This is a genomic window from Rhodococcus sp. P4_E4 (genome assembly GCF_056401575.1).
In genome coordinates this window covers 299,747-317,985 of sequence record NZ_JBFUJB010000003.1, presented here as the reverse complement: position 1 = coordinate 317,985, position 18,239 = coordinate 299,747, and the positions used below count along the sequence as shown (strand labels likewise).

Genomic DNA, 18,239 nt, shown 5'->3' with positions numbered 1-18,239 from the left:
GCGCGTCCCTGCGTCACAGAGAGGTCGATCCCGAAACAGGCAGGGACAAGAAACCTTCGTGGCATCTCACGCATCTCAGTTCGTGGTCCACACTTGACGGCACGACTACATGTTGACGCAGCGGCGAACCTGCGACACGGACATCGGGTCCAGTTCTCTTCGTCAGCCTCATCGGCCGACACCGCCACCTGGAGTTCACTGCACATCGAAGAGAGCGGACGTAACGTGCAGCCAGGCTGAACTCTACTGTGTCGTGGTTCTTTTCACCACCGCAACGCAGCATCGAAACCCCTCGATTTCGCCAGCCGAATGTGCTGACCACGCGAAGATCACACACCCTCAGCCGGCCGTAGGACCAAAGTCCGCGAACATCCAACAACGCCCGCCGCCACCGGAAGCCGGTGCACACCAATCGAACAGGGCAAACACCACTCGCCCCGAAATCGACGGGCGGCGATCGAAGTTTCCACACCGGAATAGTTCATCTACTGACGGACCTTCGTCCCAGACACGCGGGCACTCCCCTCGACGCCGTGCAATAACCATCCCTCACTGAGGGTTTCACCGATCTACGGCCTTCCAAGACCTCGATAGGTCCACCCTGCGTCGCGCCAGGTGGTCGGTTCCAGGCAGTTACGTCCGTCGATGATGACCTTCTTGCGGACGACCGCTTCGAGATCCGACGGCAACAACTTTCGAAACTCGGTCCACTCGGTCAGAACCAAGACGACATCAGCCCCTGCACACGCGTCAAGTGCACTCGAAGTGTAAGTGAGGGTGGGGAACAACGCCTTCGAGTTTCCCATGGCCTTCGGGTCATAGACATTGACGGCAGCGCCTTGGAGCTGAATCTGGCCGGCAACGTTCAGCGCAGGTGAGTCGCGCACGTCGTCGGAGTCAGGCTTGAAGGCTGCACCGAGAACCGCCACATTGGCTCCGAGTAGAGAACCACACGCTTCTCGAGCCAGTTCGACCATCCGAGTACGACGACGCATGTTGATATTGTCGACTTCGCGTAGGAAAGTGAGTGCTTGGTCTGCTCCCAGCTCACCCGCACGTGCCATGAAAGCACGGATGTCCTTAGGTAGGCAGCCACCACCGAAACCGATTCCGGCGTTGAGGAATCGCCTACCAATTCTCTCGTCGTGGCCGATGGCATCGGCAAGAACGGTCACATCCGCGCCCGATGCCTCGCACACCTCCGAGATCGCATTGATGAACGAGATCTTCGTCGCCAGAAATGCATTGGCTGACGCTTTGACCAACTCCGAAGTCGCAAGGTCGGTCACAACGAAGGGAATACCTTCGTTCAAGAGCTGCTCGTACACTTCACGCGCAACCGATTCCGCACGTCCGGGTCGATTACGGTCGACCCCGAGCACAAGCCGGTCCGGGTGAAGCGTGTCTTTCACCGCGTAGCCTTCCCGGAGAAATTCCGGGTTCCACGCCACCTCGACGTCTTGTCCGGCAGGGGCCAGTTCCCTTGCCCGCGAACCCAATCGCTCTGCTGTACCCACTGGCACAGTTGATTTCCCGAAAATGACGGTCGGCCTGGTCAAGAGGGGTGCAAGCGTCTCGATCACCGAATCGACAAAACGCATGTCGGCCGCGAACTCCCCCTTCTTCTGCGGCGTACCGACGCCGAGGAAATGGATATCGGCGAACTCTGCGGCCTCCTCGTAGGAAGCCGTGAATCGAAGACGTCCCGCGGCTATGTTGCGGCGCAGCACTTCCTCGAGGCCCGGTTCGTAGAAGGGAACCTCCCCAGCTTCGAGCATAGCGAGCTTGTTCGGATCAACATCCACCCCGAGAACCTCGTGACCCAACTCGGCCATGCAAGCTGCATGTGTCGCCCCGAGGTAGCCGGTGCCGAATACCGCAATACGAGAAGTCATAACGATGTCTGCCTGTCGAAGTCGGGTTTACGTCGAATAATGCTGTAGTACTTCATGTCCTGATCGAATCGACATTCTGTCGATACCACTCCACGGTCGATGCGATCCCCGCACGAAGATCGATCCTGGGCTGCCACCCCAAATCTCGAAGCTTCCCGATGTCAAGCAACTTCCGCGGCGTCCCGTCAGGTTTCGAGTGATCCCATTCGATCTCGCCGTCGAACCCGATCTCGTCCGCCACGATCGCGGAAATCTCCGCGATACTCTGGTCCTCGCCCGTACCAACATTGACGTGTTCTGCTCCGTCATAGTGGTCGAGCAAATGAAGGCAGGCATCCGCCATGTCGTCGACGTGGAGAAACTCGCGCCTCGGCGTCCCGCTGCCCCAGTTCACGACTGACGCAGCTCCATCACGGCGCGCGTCGTCGAAGCGCCTGATGAGGGCCGGCAGCACATGAGAGCCCTTGGCAGAGAAGTTGTCACCCGGGCCGTAGAGGTTCGTCGGCATCGCGGAGATCCACGGTCGCCCGAACTGCTTGCGAACAGCCTGTACCTGCAGGATTCCCGCGATCTTTGCGATGGCATATGCATCGTTCGTCGGTTCCAGATGACCGGTCAGTAGATACTCTTCGCGAATCGGTTGAGGCGCGAATTTCGGGTAGATGCAGGATGATCCGAGGAATAGAAGGCGATCTACGTCGAATTCGGCCGCCGCGTCCATCACGTTCACCTGGATGCGAAGGTTGTCGGAGATGAAGTCCACCGGCAGTGTGCTGTTCGCCAGTATCCCGCCCACTCTGGCCGCCGCGAGGACCACGTTCTTCGGCCTCTCAGCGGCGAAGAATTCGAACACGGCACCGCGGTCGCGAAGATCGAGTTCGGCGGACGTGCGACCGACAAGGCGATTGAAGCCGTCGGCTTCCAAACGACGCCAAATCGCTGAACCAACGAGTCCACGATGGCCCGCAACGTATACCGCGTCGCTCCGATCGAGGGACTTCTGCGTGTACTCCCCCGTCATCGAGCGTGCTCCCAATCCACCAGGTTCGGACGGTCGATCCAGGGCTTGCCCTCACACGTCAGAGCCTCGATGTCCGCATCGACCATGATTCGAGCCAGCTCCGGGGTATGCACAGTCGCCTTCCAACCGAGCTTCTGCTCCGCCTTACCGGCATCTCCGATCAACGCATCTACTTCCGTCGGCCGCAGATAGCGCTCGTCGAAGCGCACGTGATCTTCCCAGTTCAGGCCGGCGTGCTCGAAGGCCACCGTCAGGAAATCCTTGACCGAGTAGTTACCGCCTGTCGCGAGCACGTAATCGTCCGGTTCGTCGGCCTGAAGCATTCTCCACATTCCCTCCACGTACTCCGGCGCATAGCCCCAGTCGCGGATTGCATCGAGATTGCCCATATACAAATGGCTTTCCAGACCGGCCTTGATCCGCGCCACCGCTCGCGTGATCTTGCGAGTGACGAATGTTTCGCCTCGCCGGGGAGATTCGTGGTTGAACAGAATTCCGTTCACGGCAAAGATCCCGTACGCCTCGCGGTAGTTCTTGGTGATCCAGTACGAGTACACCTTCGCCGCACCGTACGGCGATCGCGGGTAGAAGGGAGTCTGCTCGTCTTGCGGAGGCGGTGTCGCACCGAACATCTCGGAACTGGACGCCTGGTAGAACCTGCATTCGAGACCAGCCATCCGGACTGCTTCGAGCAACCTGATCGACCCGATTCCCGTGGTGTCACCGGTATGTTCTGGCTCGTCGAAGCTCACCCGCACGTGGGACTGCGCTGCGAGGTTGTAGACCTCGTCCGGGCGTATCTGTGCGAGAAGAGTGACCAAACGCGCCCCGTCGCTGAGATCTCCGTAGTGAAGGAACAGTTTTGCATCCGGCGTGTGGGGATCCACATACATGTGATCGATTCGAGCTGTATTGAACGTGGACGACCTACGAATAAGTCCGTGGACCTCGTATCCCTTGCTCAACAACAGCTCGGCCAGGTATGAACCGTCTTGGCCTGTAATTCCGGTAATCAGTGCACGTTTCACTTGAAACTCCGTCCTCGAAGCAGATACTTGTCTGCGAGTAGTCATCGGCCGAATTGTGTTGTGTGGGAGTAACGAACCCACAACCAGAACTGAGAAACCCTCACGGCATTACTGCCCCCTTGATCCGCGATCTCAAATCCTCCAGTTCCGCGGCAGCGGAATCCATTCCGCGAGAGATACGGGTAGATTCGTCATGCCCGAGATTCAAGCTGCCACCCGTCGCATCGTCCATCCAGGAGGCCTGCGGCGCGAGTACCGGTTCCAGCGAATCCCTCAGCTTCGGTACCGAACTGCTGCCCGCCATCACCGGTATCGATCCGCCTCGAGCGCTCAGGATCAAAACATGGAGGCGGTCACTGATGGTTACGGCAGCGCGCTCGTACAGGGCGCGGACAGCGGACTCCTGTTGCCGATGGGTCACGTCATCGTCCCATCCCACGTACTGAATACCCAGCGTTGCAGCAACTTCACGATTGTGGTTGTCGTCCTCGGCAACTTGGCAGCAGGCCACCAGATTCAAGCCGATTGCCTCGACCTGACTGTGGATCGACCGAAGAACCGCGTAGTTCACCGGTCGGTCATGCCGAAGTGAAAGCAAGGCTATTTCTCGGCTCGCAGATTCTCGGCCTGCAGACTTCGCTCCGTCGGATACGCCGGCCCGGAACGCGAGATCGGGATAGAACCGACTCTTGCCTCGCAGGTACTCACACGTCCTTTTGTCACGTGCCGCGTAGACGTCGGCTACGCCGACGAGGATCTTCTCGGGTACTGCCGCCATCGAGCTTCGCACCTCGATCGACCGTCCCAAAACGAGGACTCGTGTACCGAAAATGCGCAGCACCGCAAAGACTGTCACCAACAACGAGTGCTTGACGACGCTTGCTGCTGAAGCCCCCAGAACCGCCGGCCCAGGTGCCATCACGATCACTGCCCGCTTTCGGCGCACCGTATCGGACAAAATCGCTCGCCAGAAGCTGATACCCGAATCCATGACCTCGTCGGTTGGTTCCCAATCGAAGGCATCGACGTACTCCGCGCTCATACTGCCGGAAAAGACAACGGGTTTGAACCCCAGTTCACGCATGTAGTCGACTGCTGTTCGCCGTATCTCGATGTCACCCAGATTGCCCTGAGCTGCTGCGATACTCATGAAGAACCTACGCATGGGGATCCCTCCTCATTGCAACGACAACGACACAGGTCAGCAATGCGGTTTGAAGTACATAGCTGAGCGAGAGCGACCACCCCGCTCCGAGCGCCCCGTAACGGGGGGCAGCAAGCACGATTCCGACGAGGCAGATCAAGGTGCTCACAACCGTTATGTAGGAGACAATTTCAACTCTGCCCGTACCTTGCAGAATCGCATTCAATTGGGACGAGATCGCTGCGAAGATCAAACTGAAGCAGACGACCTGCATTACCGGTACCGCGTCTACGTACGCATCGCCCAAAATCGGTGGAACGAGCACAGGTATGGCAGCTGCGATCACACCGAAGATCACCGCGCTTGCGATGCATACGTACATCGCGGGTCGCAGAATGCCCTGGGTGATTCGCCCGGTCGTCGAGCGCGCCGCCGCCGGCATGAGAACTGCCGCAAATGATGTGGGAATCAGCCGCAACGGCGTGGTGATACGACTCGTCACGCCGTAGATTCCGGAGACGGCCGGCGACGTGACAAGTCCAACCAGCAGTACGTCGAAGTTGCGCGTCTGAGTAGCAACGGAATTCAACCAGAAGTGCGAAGACTTGCCGATGATCGACTTGTACGAGCGTCTCGATCTCACACGAGTGATCGCCGGTCCGAGCCGAATGGCCACGAAGACAGCGATCATCGAAGAGAACGCGAGGCCCACGGAATACCAGAACACTGCGTCGACTCCTGCGAGCCAAGCCGCCGCAACAAAAACGAGAGCAAGTGCTCGCCGGAGGAGCAACGACACCGCGTTCTGCCAGGTATTCCCGTCAGCGAGTGGTAGCGAGAGCAGCGTCTCGACGTAATTGTCCAGAACAACCCAAGCTGTCAACGGCACTACGAACCAAAGCTTCGGCTCGAAGACCGCGGCTACCGCCGCGGTAAATGCCAGCAATGCACCAACGGCCAGGTTGGCGCGGCGCGAGAACTCCAAGGTCGACGCGATGAGGGGGTCCTGGTCACCCAACGCACGGATCCGAACCAGAAATGGGGTGAACCCGAAGTTCAGAATGGTCTGAAGCACCAGTCCGACACCATAAGCCGCAGCGAAGATTCCAAAGCCGGACGGACCGGAGATACGCGCGAGTAGGACCATACTCAGTGCCTGAATCAACGCACCGACAAGACGTCCGCCGGCGATTCCCGTGAACTGAACCACCAGGGGGTTCGTCATCACCTTCATGTTCCACCACCCGGGCACTCGAACGAGTGCGGAACCCCGGCGCAGCGCGGTCGTGCGCCCTTCATGGTCGTCCGATCGACGAAGCCGGGGCGCGGACGATCGAACTCGCCGGAACATCAGATGTAACAAGGCAATTTGCGCCGATAACCGAGTGGTCACCGACCGACGTGCCACGGAGAATTGTGGACCTGGCCGCAATCCACACTCCGTCGCCGATGACGATCGGTCCGTTGTCGAACTCGAAAGTCCGTGACTTTCTGCTGTGACTGCCCGCGCACAGAAAGACGTCCTGCGAGACACAACTGTTCGACCCGATACTCACCGGTTCGAGATTGAGGATCCATGCTCCCTCACCCACCCAAGTGTTATCACCGATCGACAGTTTCCACGGCCAATGGATCTTCACGCCGTGCCGAATCAGGACTGCATCACCGATCTGAGCGCCGAACAGTCTGAGAATGGCAACTCGTATGCGCGCCGGCACGAACCAGGCCCGGAACAGTGGTGCCACCGCGAGCCAGGCGACCTGCACTGATGCCGGACGTCCCTTGTCGTATCCTGCCCCGGTGAATTCACCGAGGGAGAGCTGCGGGTGTGTCATCGCGCTCGGGCTTGCGTCGGTCGAGTCGGCAAACTGTCTCGATTGATGAGTCCGTCGAAGAGGTCACCGAACGCCGTGGTGGCAGAGCCGGGAGACAAGGTTTCGTGCACGTACTCCCCCCCGTTTCGCGCGAGTTGAGTGGCACGGACGGGGTCGGATACCAGCATCTCTATTTCACGTACCAATGCTTCCGGATTTCCGGCGTCAACACGTACTCCCGCCCCGGACAGGGCGATCTCCTCGCCGGAGGCACTGTCCGAAGACGTAGCCGCGACGACGGGTACCCCTGAAGCGAAATACGATGTGAGTTTGCTCGGAACGGCCATACTGCGAAGATCGGCCAACTCGTTGAGAAGTAGTGCGTCCGCTGCTCGCAGCACATCGGTGAAGTCCTCGCCGCCAACAGGATCCATGAATTCGATCCCGGTGCATCCCTCGGACAGCTCTTCGAGATGGGCCCGCTGATTCCCATCACCCATCAGCACGAATTTGATGTCGGACTGCCGCGGCCCAAGTAAACGCGCGGCGTCCACTACGTTCTCGAGCCCTTGCTTGGCACCCATATTGCCGGCATGCAGAACTATCTTCTGTTCCGGCCCCCAGCCCAATCGCTTTCGCGAATCTTCTCGGGTGCAGGCAGACTGGGAGAGATCCAGGTGGGTCCAGTTCCTGATGACTGTGACGCTGCTCGAGTCGACTCCGAGGTTGTCCTGAGCATGCTTCGCGAACCGCGGATGGATCACGACGACGTGATCGGACTTTCGCAAGATCCAGGATTCGGCTCGATCAACGAGAGACGACAGGCCTCCGCTCAGCTGACCGGTCTCGGACGCGCCCAGTCCGTAGAAGTCCTGCACCCACAGCACCACGGGTGTGCGCGACCGAAGGAGCCTGGTCCTGATGACAAATGCCGCCGAGGACAAAAGTGTAGGACTTAAACACAGTATGAGGTCTGCTCGATGGAAAAGAGTCGCCCAGGTCGCTCTCAAAGCGAAACTTGCCTCCATCAGAATTCTTCGCAGGAAGCTGGGATTCCGAGGGATGTAATGACGAAGTCTTTGAACCGTCAGATTTTCCGACTGCTCTACGGAGGACAGACCTGAGAAGCCATCCATCTTTCGCCAGAATGGATAGTGCGGATACCCTGTCACTACCCTGACGTCAGCACCGGCATCCGCTATCGCATTTGCCAAACCCTCCGTGTACGGAGCGATACCGGTTGGCTCAGGAGAATAGTTGATTCCCACGATCAGGATTTTATTTCCCTGATTATCCATCGTGCTCATTTCCCTTTTCAGCTAACTCAGGACGGCAGTCCGTGCACAGCTTGCAGGTGTGCACTTCTCTGCGTGTCACTCTCGAATCGTTCGGCGACTTTCCGTGCCGGAACTCCGACATTCACCGAGAAACTCTCGACGTCGTTCGTCACGACCGAACCGGCTCCGATAACCGCACCGTCACCGATCTTCACACCGCTCAATATCACCGAACAGGCGCCTATCCATACGTCTGTTCCAATTTCGACAGAATCGCGGGCACCAGGCTGACGGTCCCCCACCCACGTCGACGCGAGCATCGGAATACCCACCTCGTCGATCGCGTGGTCTTCGCGCCCCACGATGTAGACGTTCATTCCGATCATGACGTGGGATCCGATGGAGCCGTCTACCTGAATAACGGTTCGGGGTCCGACACTGACATTATCGCCGATATTCAGTCGGTGAGGCGCACTGATGATAGCTCCACGGCCGGCGTTGAAGTCGCGCCCTACTGAAACATTCCCGTTCGATATTGCGAGTCCATTCATAATTCCGCGAAGGGCTCGCCTGACACCTGACGGTAGGCGTGATCGGTTGCTCATCGTACGACCATCTCCTTGGGCCATCCCTCATTGTCGAATTCGACGACCTGACCTCGCAACGCAGCAGAGATCCCCGATGCCATGGTTTCGGCGGAATAGAGATCCCCGACCTTCGCTGAAACTTCCTCCGCTGGAACGGGATTGGAGACAAGATGCAGGAAGTAGTCTCGCAGCGCCGCAGCCAGCGACTCCTCGGTCGTCGGTGAGTAACTCTGCATAGGACCGACAGCAGCAAGTTCGATCTCGGGGGCGTGCGGGGCGTCCTCGGGGTACAGCATCGGGACTCCGAATCCCAAACTCTGAGTGACACTCAACCCGACGTATCCGGGAGAGATCGACATGATTGAGCGTGCGTAGATTTCAGCAAGTTCGATCGGACTTTCAATGCGACCGTGTACCACAACGGACTCTTCCAGACCTAAATCGAGAATTTGCCGTTCTATCGTTTCCACCGCATTGCCGAAACCCACGATTTCCAACACGGCACCCTCGTCTACGAGGCCCGATCGGTGGAAAGCTGGAACCAATTGATCGACGTTCTTCTCGGCAACCAATCGGCCGACATAGACAATTGATCTACGCGATTCGCCGATGTTACCAGCGTTGATGTCAGCGCGTTTGTACAAAGAATTGGGTGCAACCCAAACTGGTTGGCCTGGAACCTCGAGCTTGGCTGGGACCACACTGGCGTACCCGTAAAGAATGGTCCCCTGAGACAAGCGGCGCATCGTTCGCCGAAGGAAAGCCGTCTTCGACGAAGAACCTTGCCTGGGATGCAAATGGCCCCAAAGAAGAGTACGGCGACGCGCTATTCGTCGAAGGACCAAAATACTCCACGATGTGAGACTACGGGGATTCAAATCCAGGATAGTCACGGACGCGGAAAGCGGATTTTTCCAAGAACCCACCTGAAGAAGAACCTTGTCACCGAAGATTCCGATCCGTCGAACGCGGTCGTAGAAATCCTTGTCGATGCCAGTTCGCACCGTGGAATCCAGCCCGTAGTCCGAAGCGAGAATATCGAGATTTCCTTCTTCCATCTCACGCAACACCTCGATGCACGGATTCCGATAGGTTGGAATCACCGCCAAATACATCGAGTATTTTGTTGATGACATCGAGCCTGCTCCCCCAAAGTTCTCATCGAGCACCACCGATTGGCCAGTGTGCATTGCGCAGTTCCCTTACTTCGGATCCCAGGCAGAGTTCGCCGGGAATGGCGAATCGGATTCGCGATACGAATACGAAAGACTGACTGAACGGATCAGTATGCGCCGTCACTAGCCATTACGGCTTTGAGCGTCTTCACGACGATCATCACGTCCCCGACCATCGACCAGTTGTCGACATAGGACAGATCCAGCCGAACGGTTTCTTCCCACGAAAGATCCGAGCGCCCGCTCACCTGCCACAAACCGGTGATACCCGGTTTGACCAGCAGTCGCCTTTTGACGGCCCCGTCGTATGCCTCTACCTCACGCCTCAACGGCGGTCTCGGGCCAACTACGCTCATCTCGCGACGGAGCACATTGACGAACTGAGGCAACTCGTCAATCGAAAACTTTCGAATGACGCGCCCCACCTTGGTAACCCGAGGATCGTCACGCATCTTGAACAGGACGCCGGCGCCCTCGTTATCCGACAGCAGGCTGTCGACCTGCGTATCTGCGTTCTGAACCATCGATCGGAACTTCAGCATCGGAAAGGGAACCCCGTCCAATCCCATTCGCTCCGACCGATAGAGCACAGGACCCCGACTGGTGAACTTGACTGCCAAGGCCGTCACGATCAAAACGGGACTGATCAAAATGAGAATGACAGATGCGAAAACGACGTCGAAGGCTGTCTTGGCGAACCGTTGAGCACCATGGTATCGCGGACGTTCGACGTGAATCAGTGGAAGGCCCGCCACCGGCCGCATCGACAGTCGCGGACCGGAAACATCCAGGATTCCCGGTGCCACAACAAGATCGACGTCCTTACACTCCAGATCCCAGGCCAGTTTCCGCATACCGTCGTAGCCGAGGTGTTCCGTCGCCGTAACCGCCACCGCATCGGCACCGACCAAATCGAGTGCGTCGGTCACGTCGTGCTCGTCGCCTAGGACCGGTATTTCGTTGCCGTCGACCACTATGACTCTGTCGCGACGTCCTAGTTGACTGGGTTGGCAGACGCCCACTACCCGGTACCCGTCACCGGGAGCTCGTTCGAAGGTCTGGGCCATTTTCTTGACTGCAACCGGGCTTCCCACGACCAAGACGGACGTCTGAAAATCGCCGCGAGACCGCTTCCGCGCGATCACCTTTCGCCAGATCCAGCGGCTCGCCATCAGTGCGGTCAGACCGACCGGAAATGCGAAGGCCAGATAGAGCCGTGCGATGTCCAACTGCAACAGCAAGCTGACAATCGCAATGAGACCGAAGAGGCGAACTGTCGCGACGAAGATTCGTCTGTACTCCTCGGGGCCGCTGCCGATCACACGAATCGAGCGAGTGCGGAAGATCCCCAAAGACGATAACCACATCGCCGCCAATGCAATTGACACACCGGTGTAGCTGAGTTGCCCGAGGATTCCGGGGCTTACCGCACGGCCGTCTCCGCCGAATCGTAGCCATTGAGCCAGAAAAACCGTCGCCACGATGATCACCGAATCGCCCAGGAACAGCCTTCTGCGGTATGCCGTTTCCCATTCCCTCCGAGAAGTCGATCCGCGGCGGAGGTCGGGCACTGCGCGGGGAAGCGTGTGCTTGGTCTTGCCCAGTGTGGACACGTCGAGCGCCGTCACGTGATCAGTCCCTTCCTTATTCGTGGAATCCGTGTGTCGTTGAATCCGTGTGTCGTTGACAGGTGTTGAGCGTGATTCACCAGATTTGAGCAATCCACTGGAACAGCAAATTGCTCGCTTCGATCCGAAGAGTGCAATTGTTCGAGAATCGGAACGCTCTCACGCTCCGATTGGATTACATTGCAGCACTGTCCGAGCGCAGGATCAAACGCAAAGTCATCCCAGTTCAGGCCTGTAGCCGCCCACACCCCCACCTATTCCAATATGGCCGCAGCGCAAGCGCTTTGCCTCTCGCCCTTCGGCGGCGGATCGACTGGAACAACTGGACGAGAGATCGATTCAGAAGCAACTATCGCGTTACTTCAACGAAAGTGCGGCAAACGGGAGGACCTTACTCGCCAGTAGGCGGTTGCCAAAGGGCACCGCATTACCGATACCGCCTGAACAGAGGATCATTTCCATTGGTAACCAACGCTATGACTTTCGCCGACAGAAGGTGCCTGCGCCGTTGGGGACCTACGTCCCCGACAGGGATCTTGGTCCCTATTGCCGTTTCGATGTGCAATTCGAAGGCGAATAGCACTACAGCCCTTGCTGATACAGGCATCAACATCAGAACAAGAACAGGTCGCTCGTCCAGTTCGCAACTAACCGGCCCCGAAAAGAAATTTTTCCTTCGTCTCAATATGTGAGATTCTTACCCGGCTTCGGCCATTCCGCATCGGCCGGTGTGCGGATTCGCACCTTGCGATCGATCACGTAAGGTCGACAAAAGTCGGGTTCGCTTACACAACCTCGCTGCAGCCGACACGGCCGGAGTAGACGACCAGTTCGAATAGGACTACATATCTTGAAGATTCGCGACCTACGCACGCAGTCGGGAATTATCCCCCGCCTCACAGTACGTTGGCTGATGATTGCAGCCGCGACAATCTTTGCTTTCTGGCCTACCTGGACCAATTTGTGGAGGAGCACCGCGAGCGGTACCGCCATCGGATACGTTTTTGTCCTCCCCTTGCTCTGCCTGATAGCCGCCGTCGGAACAGATTTGCGGCGAGGCCCGGACCTTCCGATCCACGACCGCGAGACGGACAAGATTGTCGGCGGTATCGGCTTACTTGTCTCTCTGGGTTTACAGGCACTCCTCATGCCACGTTTTGCCGAGAACTATGAACTGATGCATATCGATGTAATCGCGGCTTGGGTATTCGTCTGGAGCGCAGCGGTTCTCATGTTCGGGCTGCGTCCGGTGAACCGCTACTGGGCAATCTGGGTTGTTCCGATCGTCCTGGCGCCGCTCATCTACCGCACGCTGGCGACTGAACTCGGCGGCACTCGATTCGACTACAGCATCATCATGGTGCTGGTCGCTTCGGCCGCAACGACGATCGCCGTCAGTAGGACCTGGAGACGAGGATTCGCCGGGTTCGTCGGCTCGTCCGTCCTGGGTGCCGCCTTGGTCTACTATCTCTCCCGTCAGTACCCGACTGCACCCTTGTTCAGCATCCAGCTGCTACCAGCACTAGGTAGCGCTTTACTGGTAGGCGGGTTCTTCTACCTGTACGAGCGACGTGGAAGGTCATGGAAGCCGTTCGAGCGTCCGCTCCGGAATCCTTCGACGTCGACCAGCAACTGGACGATCCTGGTGGTGTTCGCCGCGGCGATCGTGATGTTCTTTACGCCGGTGCCCACCGCTCAGGGCGTTCCGGTCTCGGTAGGCCCGCCGGCGACTGCTGATCCACGCCTCATCGTCCCCGCTGGTTGGCGTGAAATCTCGACCAACGAATACGATTGGCCGAGAAAATACTTCGGTTCCACTTCGGCACTCACTCGCCAGACGATTCGTGCTGATACGCCCAATCCTGCCTGGGACACCCAGATGCGCCCACGCACTGTCCAAATGGACGTTGTTCAAGTGCGTCGCCCGTCTACTCTGTCTGTCTATCCGAGCAATACAACTTATGATCTCCAGAACGCACGTGTCAGCCCCACCGTACGAGTCGAGTTGAGTCGTGGAGTCGTCGCGGAAATGTACACAGTTGTCGACGACTCCCTCCTACTCACCTGGAGCAACCTCAATTTCGTGTGGACACGCGGCGACGGTGCCGCACAACGCGTCACACTCTTGACAGTGGACAATCATGAACCGAATGCCTTGTTCCCCGAACCGAAACCATCAATGGCTTCGAATGGAAGCAACACCTTGGCCGTTCTACTCAGAGGCCGGATATCGACTGTGGACAGCGAATCTCAGTACAAGGATCTAGGTATGCTCCAGTCACTCGGAAGGCTCGTCGTGGAGGCACAGAAGTGGTAGATCCCGATCTCTCGGTTGAGGGCGAAAGCTCCGAAGAATTCAAACGAGCCGCACTCCACGACGCTGTGAACGGACTGCGTGAACGCAAACCGATTTCATCGGCATCAGTTGCGTTCTATCCGTGGCAGCGCAACATCCTGCTCCTGATTCTCGTGATCACCATGGTGTGTCTGGTCTTCTTCCTTACTCCCACGCTGATCGTTCTCACATTGGCGTGCACTCTCGGTTACGTGTGGGCGATGGTTGATCGACTCGTGCTGTTCACAAGAGGTTTGGATGCTTCCTCGATCATGACGATCAGCGATCAAGAGGCAAGCTCGCTTTCGGACGAAGAACTCCCGCACTACACAATCCTTGTTCCGGCATACAACGAGCCGGAAGTAGTCGGAGACCTGATTTCCGCTATGCGCGCGATCGACTACCCCTCGGACAAATTGCAGGTGCTCTTGCTCCTCGAAGAGGATGACACTGTCACTATCGAAGCTGCGACTGCCGCCGGAGTCGATGCTGTGGTGAGTATCTTGAAGGTCCCTGCTGCAGATCCGCGCACCAAACCCAAAGCCTGTAACTACGGATTGCACTTCTCTACGGGCGAGATAATCACCATCTACGACGCCGAGGACTCTCCGGATCCGCTCCAGTTACGTCGTGTGGTAGCAACTTTCGCAAAACTTCCATCGAATACTGCGTGCGTTCAGGCGAAACTCGCATTTCACAACGGAACTCAGAATTTGTTGACCGCATGGTTCACGGCCGACTACGCCCTCTGGTTCAATTTCATCCTCCCTGGGCTGATGCGCAGTCAGTCACCGATTCCTTTGGGGGGCACGTCCAATCACCTTCGACGAAGTGTGCTCGACGAGATCGGCGCCTGGGATCCCTTCAACGTCACGGAGGACGCAGATCTCGGAGTTCGCATCGCCGAGAGCGGCTACCGGACCGCTGTTCTGAACTCGACGACGCTGGAGGAGGCCAACAGCGACACGATCAACTGGATCCGACAACGCTCACGCTGGTACAAGGGCTACCTGCAGACTTGGCTGGTTCACATGCGTCAACCCGTGAAACTGTGGCGCGGACTCGGCACGGTCGGATTTCTACGCTTCACGATCTTGATGGCGGGTACACCCGTCGTGGCGACGCTGAACATGGCATTCTGGCTGATCAGTCTCGGATGGATCCTCGGCCAGCCTGAGGTCATCCACGACGTATTTCCCAACTACGTCTACTTTCCGGCACTCGTGTCACTCGTCTTCGGTAACGCTGCAGTCCTTTACATGAACTTGGTGGCGTGCCGCGAGACGCGGAATCCCATGCTGCTGATTGCCTGCTTCACCGCTCCGCTCTACTGGGTACTGATGAGCATCGCAGCCATAAAAGGCACCTATCAGTTGATACGCAATCCGTCGTACTGGGAGAAAACCTTCCACGGACTGAACACGTAGCCTCAGTTCCCGATCGGAGATTGTTGCGCCGGTTGAGCTTTGGAGCTCGCGGTCCGATCGCTGTCGGTCGAAAGACACGCAAACGCGAGTACGACCGGTAGCCAGTAGTATGCCTGCTCGAAAAATGCCGATGTCAGAGCGAACGTCATCATCGAGACCAGAACGCCGGCCGCGGCGGCGTTCTTGCCGGACTTCATCGATCTGAACGCAACCAATGCCGACGCGCAGATGATCAGTGCCACAGCCAGGGCAAGCACCACCCCGCCTTGGTACCAGGATCGTAGAAACACATTGTGGACGACTGTGACGTTGTCGAACGAGGCCGCATTGGCCGCGTTCAAACCCACCCCGGACAGCGGATGCGCACGAATAGCGTCCCAAGCGAATCCGTAAGTATCGTTACGGATCTCTAGAGTGCTGACGGCCTTGGTCTGCCCTGTGACCTGAAGGTATCGATCGGCCGGCGTCTCCAGGTGCTTTCCGAACTCGGTGTAGGTGATTGCGATCCAGAAGAGGACGGAGGCACCGACAAAACTCTTGACGATGGTGGCGATCTTCACTCGCGAAGAAATCGCCACCACGATCAATCCGATCGCGCACGCCGACAACGAACTCAAGCTACCGGTTGCCAGCAGTCCCACCGCGTTCACAATCGAGATCAGCACCAGAACGACCCGATTTCCGACCTTTTGCACTGCAGCCCCCAGGCACAGAATCAGCGCAAGTGAGGACATGATGCCCAGAACGTTCGGGTGACCTGCCAGACCTGGAGCACGACCGTTCACAACACCGAAACCGAAGACGGATGAACCTGCCAATTGGATAGCGGCGACCAGAGCAGAAACCGATTGGCTTGCTATGAACGCAATACATACACGCCTGACAAATTCCGGATCGCGCCGGACATTGGCGACCATCACAAATATTCCGAGCCCGAGAACAATGAAGAGTTGGATTCCAACGTAGAGATTTCCGGTGACGTCACTGCCACGCGTTGCTGTTACCGTGGCGACAAGAGCGGCGTAGCCGGCGATCAACCAGACGCCGACAAACTGCGGCCGAGCAACTCGTCCCAGTGCTACTGACGCCACGATGACCGCAAGCACTGCCATCGCCCACAACTGCGTGACGGCGCCGGGCAACGAGCGGTATATCGGAACTACGACCGCGATCGCCATCCAGACGGCGGTAGTCGGCGACAAAGGAATTCTGCCTGTTCGCCCTGCCGTCGGAGCGGCATCATCCCGAAGGCCTTCAGGTCTGATTTGACTCGGCGTTGTCATTGAGTTCCTGCTTCCGACAATCGAATTTTATGCATTTCACCCTCAATTTCACCCTTCGCCAACGCCGGGCTGAATAATCCCCGCTCAGCGCAGAAGTCAGCCTCAGTCGGCGACGTCGCGTAACTGCAAATAAGCGAATCGTCGACGTAAAACTTTGCCACGACATGGCAGATATCCAATTGTCCTCGACTCGTGGCCGAAAGGAAGTGGCATATACCTCTCGGCTCAGGCAATATGACCGCTATGAGTGGTTTCTCCGCATGGGTCGAGAATCAACTGGAACTTCGCTCGTTCGGCGACATCCAGGAAGCTGCGCGTGCGCTGAAGATTCGACCTTCCGAGCTGAGTCGATGGCTGTCGGCCAAGCGCCCTCCCACGCAGGACACGATGCGGACGGCATGTCAGGTCTTCGACGCTCCGATCATGGAGGTCCTCGTAGCCGCCGGTTATCTGACCTCTGAGGAGGCGGAGCCTGGAACGACTCCACCGTCGGTCGTCGCGACGATTGCGACACAGTCCCTGGTGGACGAACTCACCCGACGCGGTATCGACAAACGCAGCGAATGAATCCGGGCTACCGACATTCACATACGCACTAACCGAAAATGGTGCGGATTCTCTTGCACCAAAACATATTCCGATCTCAGCTGTCAAGGACGGCATTCTTCAGTACGTCAACTGCGGATCCGGCTGATCCAATCGTTCCTTGAGCCAGACTCGCAACTCCGGACCGTACTCGGTGCGACTGAGCGCATGGTCGAGAGATGCTCGCAGAAAGCCTCCCGGGTTACCCAGATCGTGGCGGGTTCCGTGATGGACGACGACGTGAACCGGATGCCCCTCCGCGATCAACAGCGCTATCGCATCCGTCAGCTGCAGCTCACCACCTTGCCCAGGCAAGATTCGCCGGAGCGCATCGAACACGGCGCGATCGAGCAGATAGCGTCCGGCTGCGGCGAGGGTGGACGGAGCATCCGCCGGGTCCGGCTTCTCCACCATGCCGACGACCGCGAGCACATCGGGGTCATCGCCTTCCTCAGGCGCTTGGACGTCGAATACTCCGTACGCACCCACACGATCGGGCGCGACGTCGAACGCGCACAGCACAGAACCACCACGCTCGGCACGGACCTTCGCCATAGCATCGAGAACGCCGCAGGGGTGAACCAGGTCGTCGGGAAGCAGCACCGCGAACGAGTCCTCGTCGGCATCCAACACCGACTCGACAAGACCGACGGCATGACCCAAGCCGAGCGGGGTTTCTTGGACGACAGGCTTCACCGATATGAGGCCAGGTGCTCGACGCACACGCTCGAGCAGATGGTGCTTTCCACTCGCGGCGAGCTTGCCCTCGAGCACCAGGTCCTCGACGAAGTGACCGATCACCGATGCCTTGCCTGGCGCGGTGACGATCACCAAGCGTTCTGCACCGGCCTGAGCCGCTTCGCTGGCAACCAGTTCTATCCCGGGCGTATCCACGACGGGGAGTAGCTCTTTCGGGATCGTCTTGGTGGCCGGAAGGAAGCGGGTCCCCATCCCGGCAGCCGGTACCACCGCAGTCCTGAAAGGCCGTTCAGAGTATCCAGTCATCGTTCACCTCTCCGCTCACGCGATGCTCCACACAC

General features: G+C 58.1%; 15 protein-coding genes. 3 read left to right on the top strand and 12 right to left on the bottom strand.

Annotated elements, in window-relative coordinates; translation table 11 throughout:
• Nucleotides 1-569: 569 nt before the first annotated feature.
• From AC1DVN_RS05965 to AC1DVN_RS05920, 10 genes are all read right to left on the bottom strand, one after another.
• Entirely contained in the window at nucleotides 570-1,895 is a 1,326-nt protein-coding gene (locus tag AC1DVN_RS05965) for a UDP-glucose dehydrogenase family protein (RefSeq protein WP_019747430.1), read from the bottom strand.
• A 52-nt stretch (nucleotides 1,896-1,947) separates the two neighbouring features.
• Nucleotides 1,948-2,916 carry a GDP-L-fucose synthase family protein gene (locus AC1DVN_RS05960; protein ID WP_019747431.1) on the bottom strand — a complete coding sequence of 323 codons (969 nt, stop codon included), beginning with the start codon at nucleotides 2,914-2,916 and terminating at the stop codon, nucleotides 1,948-1,950.
• The gene (gene gmd / locus AC1DVN_RS05955) at nucleotides 2,913-3,944 is read right to left on the bottom strand and encodes a GDP-mannose 4,6-dehydratase (RefSeq protein WP_020968749.1); all 1,032 of its coding nucleotides are present in this window, start codon (nucleotides 3,942-3,944) and stop codon (nucleotides 2,913-2,915) included. The genes AC1DVN_RS05960 and gmd overlap by 4 nt, the downstream gene beginning before the upstream one ends.
• A 100-nt stretch (nucleotides 3,945-4,044) precedes the next feature.
• The gene (locus tag AC1DVN_RS05950; RefSeq protein ID WP_020968748.1) at nucleotides 4,045-5,109 is read right to left on the bottom strand and encodes a polysaccharide pyruvyl transferase family protein; all 1,065 of its coding nucleotides are present in this window, start codon (nucleotides 5,107-5,109) and stop codon (nucleotides 4,045-4,047) included.
• Nucleotides 5,102-6,313, bottom strand: a complete 1,212-nt coding sequence (locus AC1DVN_RS05945; RefSeq protein ID WP_158510647.1) for a lipopolysaccharide biosynthesis protein — start codon at nucleotides 6,311-6,313, stop codon at nucleotides 5,102-5,104. Before AC1DVN_RS05945 ends, AC1DVN_RS05950 begins: the two co-directional genes overlap by 8 nt.
• A 70-nt stretch (nucleotides 6,314-6,383) precedes the next feature.
• Complete coding sequence (locus tag AC1DVN_RS05940; protein ID WP_080910161.1) at nucleotides 6,384-6,923, bottom strand: DapH/DapD/GlmU-related protein; 540 nt, start codon at nucleotides 6,921-6,923, stop codon at nucleotides 6,384-6,386.
• Entirely contained in the window at nucleotides 6,920-8,200 is a 1,281-nt protein-coding gene (locus tag AC1DVN_RS05935) for a glycosyltransferase (RefSeq protein WP_232816938.1), read from the bottom strand. Before AC1DVN_RS05935 ends, AC1DVN_RS05940 begins: the two co-directional genes overlap by 4 nt.
• Nucleotides 8,201-8,226: 26 nt before the next feature.
• Nucleotides 8,227-8,565: a DapH/DapD/GlmU-related protein gene (locus AC1DVN_RS05930; RefSeq protein ID WP_024487404.1), complete on the bottom strand. Its 339-nt coding sequence runs from the start codon at nucleotides 8,563-8,565 to the stop codon at nucleotides 8,227-8,229.
• Between the two features lie 215 nt (nucleotides 8,566-8,780).
• The gene (locus AC1DVN_RS05925; RefSeq protein ID WP_157920623.1) at nucleotides 8,781-9,938 is read right to left on the bottom strand and encodes a glycosyltransferase; all 1,158 of its coding nucleotides are present in this window, start codon (nucleotides 9,936-9,938) and stop codon (nucleotides 8,781-8,783) included.
• Nucleotides 9,939-10,048: 110 nt separating this feature from the next.
• Nucleotides 10,049-11,569, bottom strand: a complete 1,521-nt coding sequence (locus AC1DVN_RS05920) for a sugar transferase (protein WP_029254699.1) — start codon at nucleotides 11,567-11,569, stop codon at nucleotides 10,049-10,051.
• Between the two features lie 850 nt (nucleotides 11,570-12,419).
• Here AC1DVN_RS05920 and AC1DVN_RS05915 point away from each other — a divergent pair.
• Both AC1DVN_RS05915 and AC1DVN_RS05910 read left to right on the top strand, forming a co-directional pair.
• A complete protein-coding gene (locus tag AC1DVN_RS05915) occupies nucleotides 12,420-13,886 on the top strand; it encodes a hypothetical protein (RefSeq protein ID WP_232816784.1) in 1,467 nt (488 codons plus the stop codon).
• Nucleotides 13,880-15,331: a glycosyltransferase gene (locus AC1DVN_RS05910; RefSeq protein WP_477993614.1), complete on the top strand. Its 1,452-nt coding sequence runs from the start codon at nucleotides 13,880-13,882 to the stop codon at nucleotides 15,329-15,331. Before AC1DVN_RS05915 ends, AC1DVN_RS05910 begins: the two co-directional genes overlap by 7 nt.
• A gap of 2 nt (nucleotides 15,332-15,333) precedes the next feature.
• On the opposite strand, the gene AC1DVN_RS05905 is transcribed toward AC1DVN_RS05910, so the two are convergent.
• The gene (locus tag AC1DVN_RS05905; protein ID WP_051636457.1) at nucleotides 15,334-16,509 is read right to left on the bottom strand and encodes an O-antigen ligase family protein; all 1,176 of its coding nucleotides are present in this window, start codon (nucleotides 16,507-16,509) and stop codon (nucleotides 15,334-15,336) included.
• 348 nt (nucleotides 16,510-16,857) lie between these two features.
• Here AC1DVN_RS05905 and AC1DVN_RS05900 point away from each other — a divergent pair, with 348 nt between their 5' ends.
• The gene (locus tag AC1DVN_RS05900; protein WP_020968738.1) at nucleotides 16,858-17,181 is read left to right on the top strand and encodes a helix-turn-helix domain-containing protein; all 324 of its coding nucleotides are present in this window, start codon (nucleotides 16,858-16,860) and stop codon (nucleotides 17,179-17,181) included.
• A 99-nt stretch (nucleotides 17,182-17,280) separates the two neighbouring features.
• Here AC1DVN_RS05900 and AC1DVN_RS05895 read toward each other — a convergent pair whose 3' ends face one another.
• Nucleotides 17,281-18,204: a UTP--glucose-1-phosphate uridylyltransferase gene (locus AC1DVN_RS05895; protein WP_020968737.1), complete on the bottom strand. Its 924-nt coding sequence runs from the start codon at nucleotides 18,202-18,204 to the stop codon at nucleotides 17,281-17,283.
• Nucleotides 18,205-18,239: the final 35 nt, after the last annotated feature.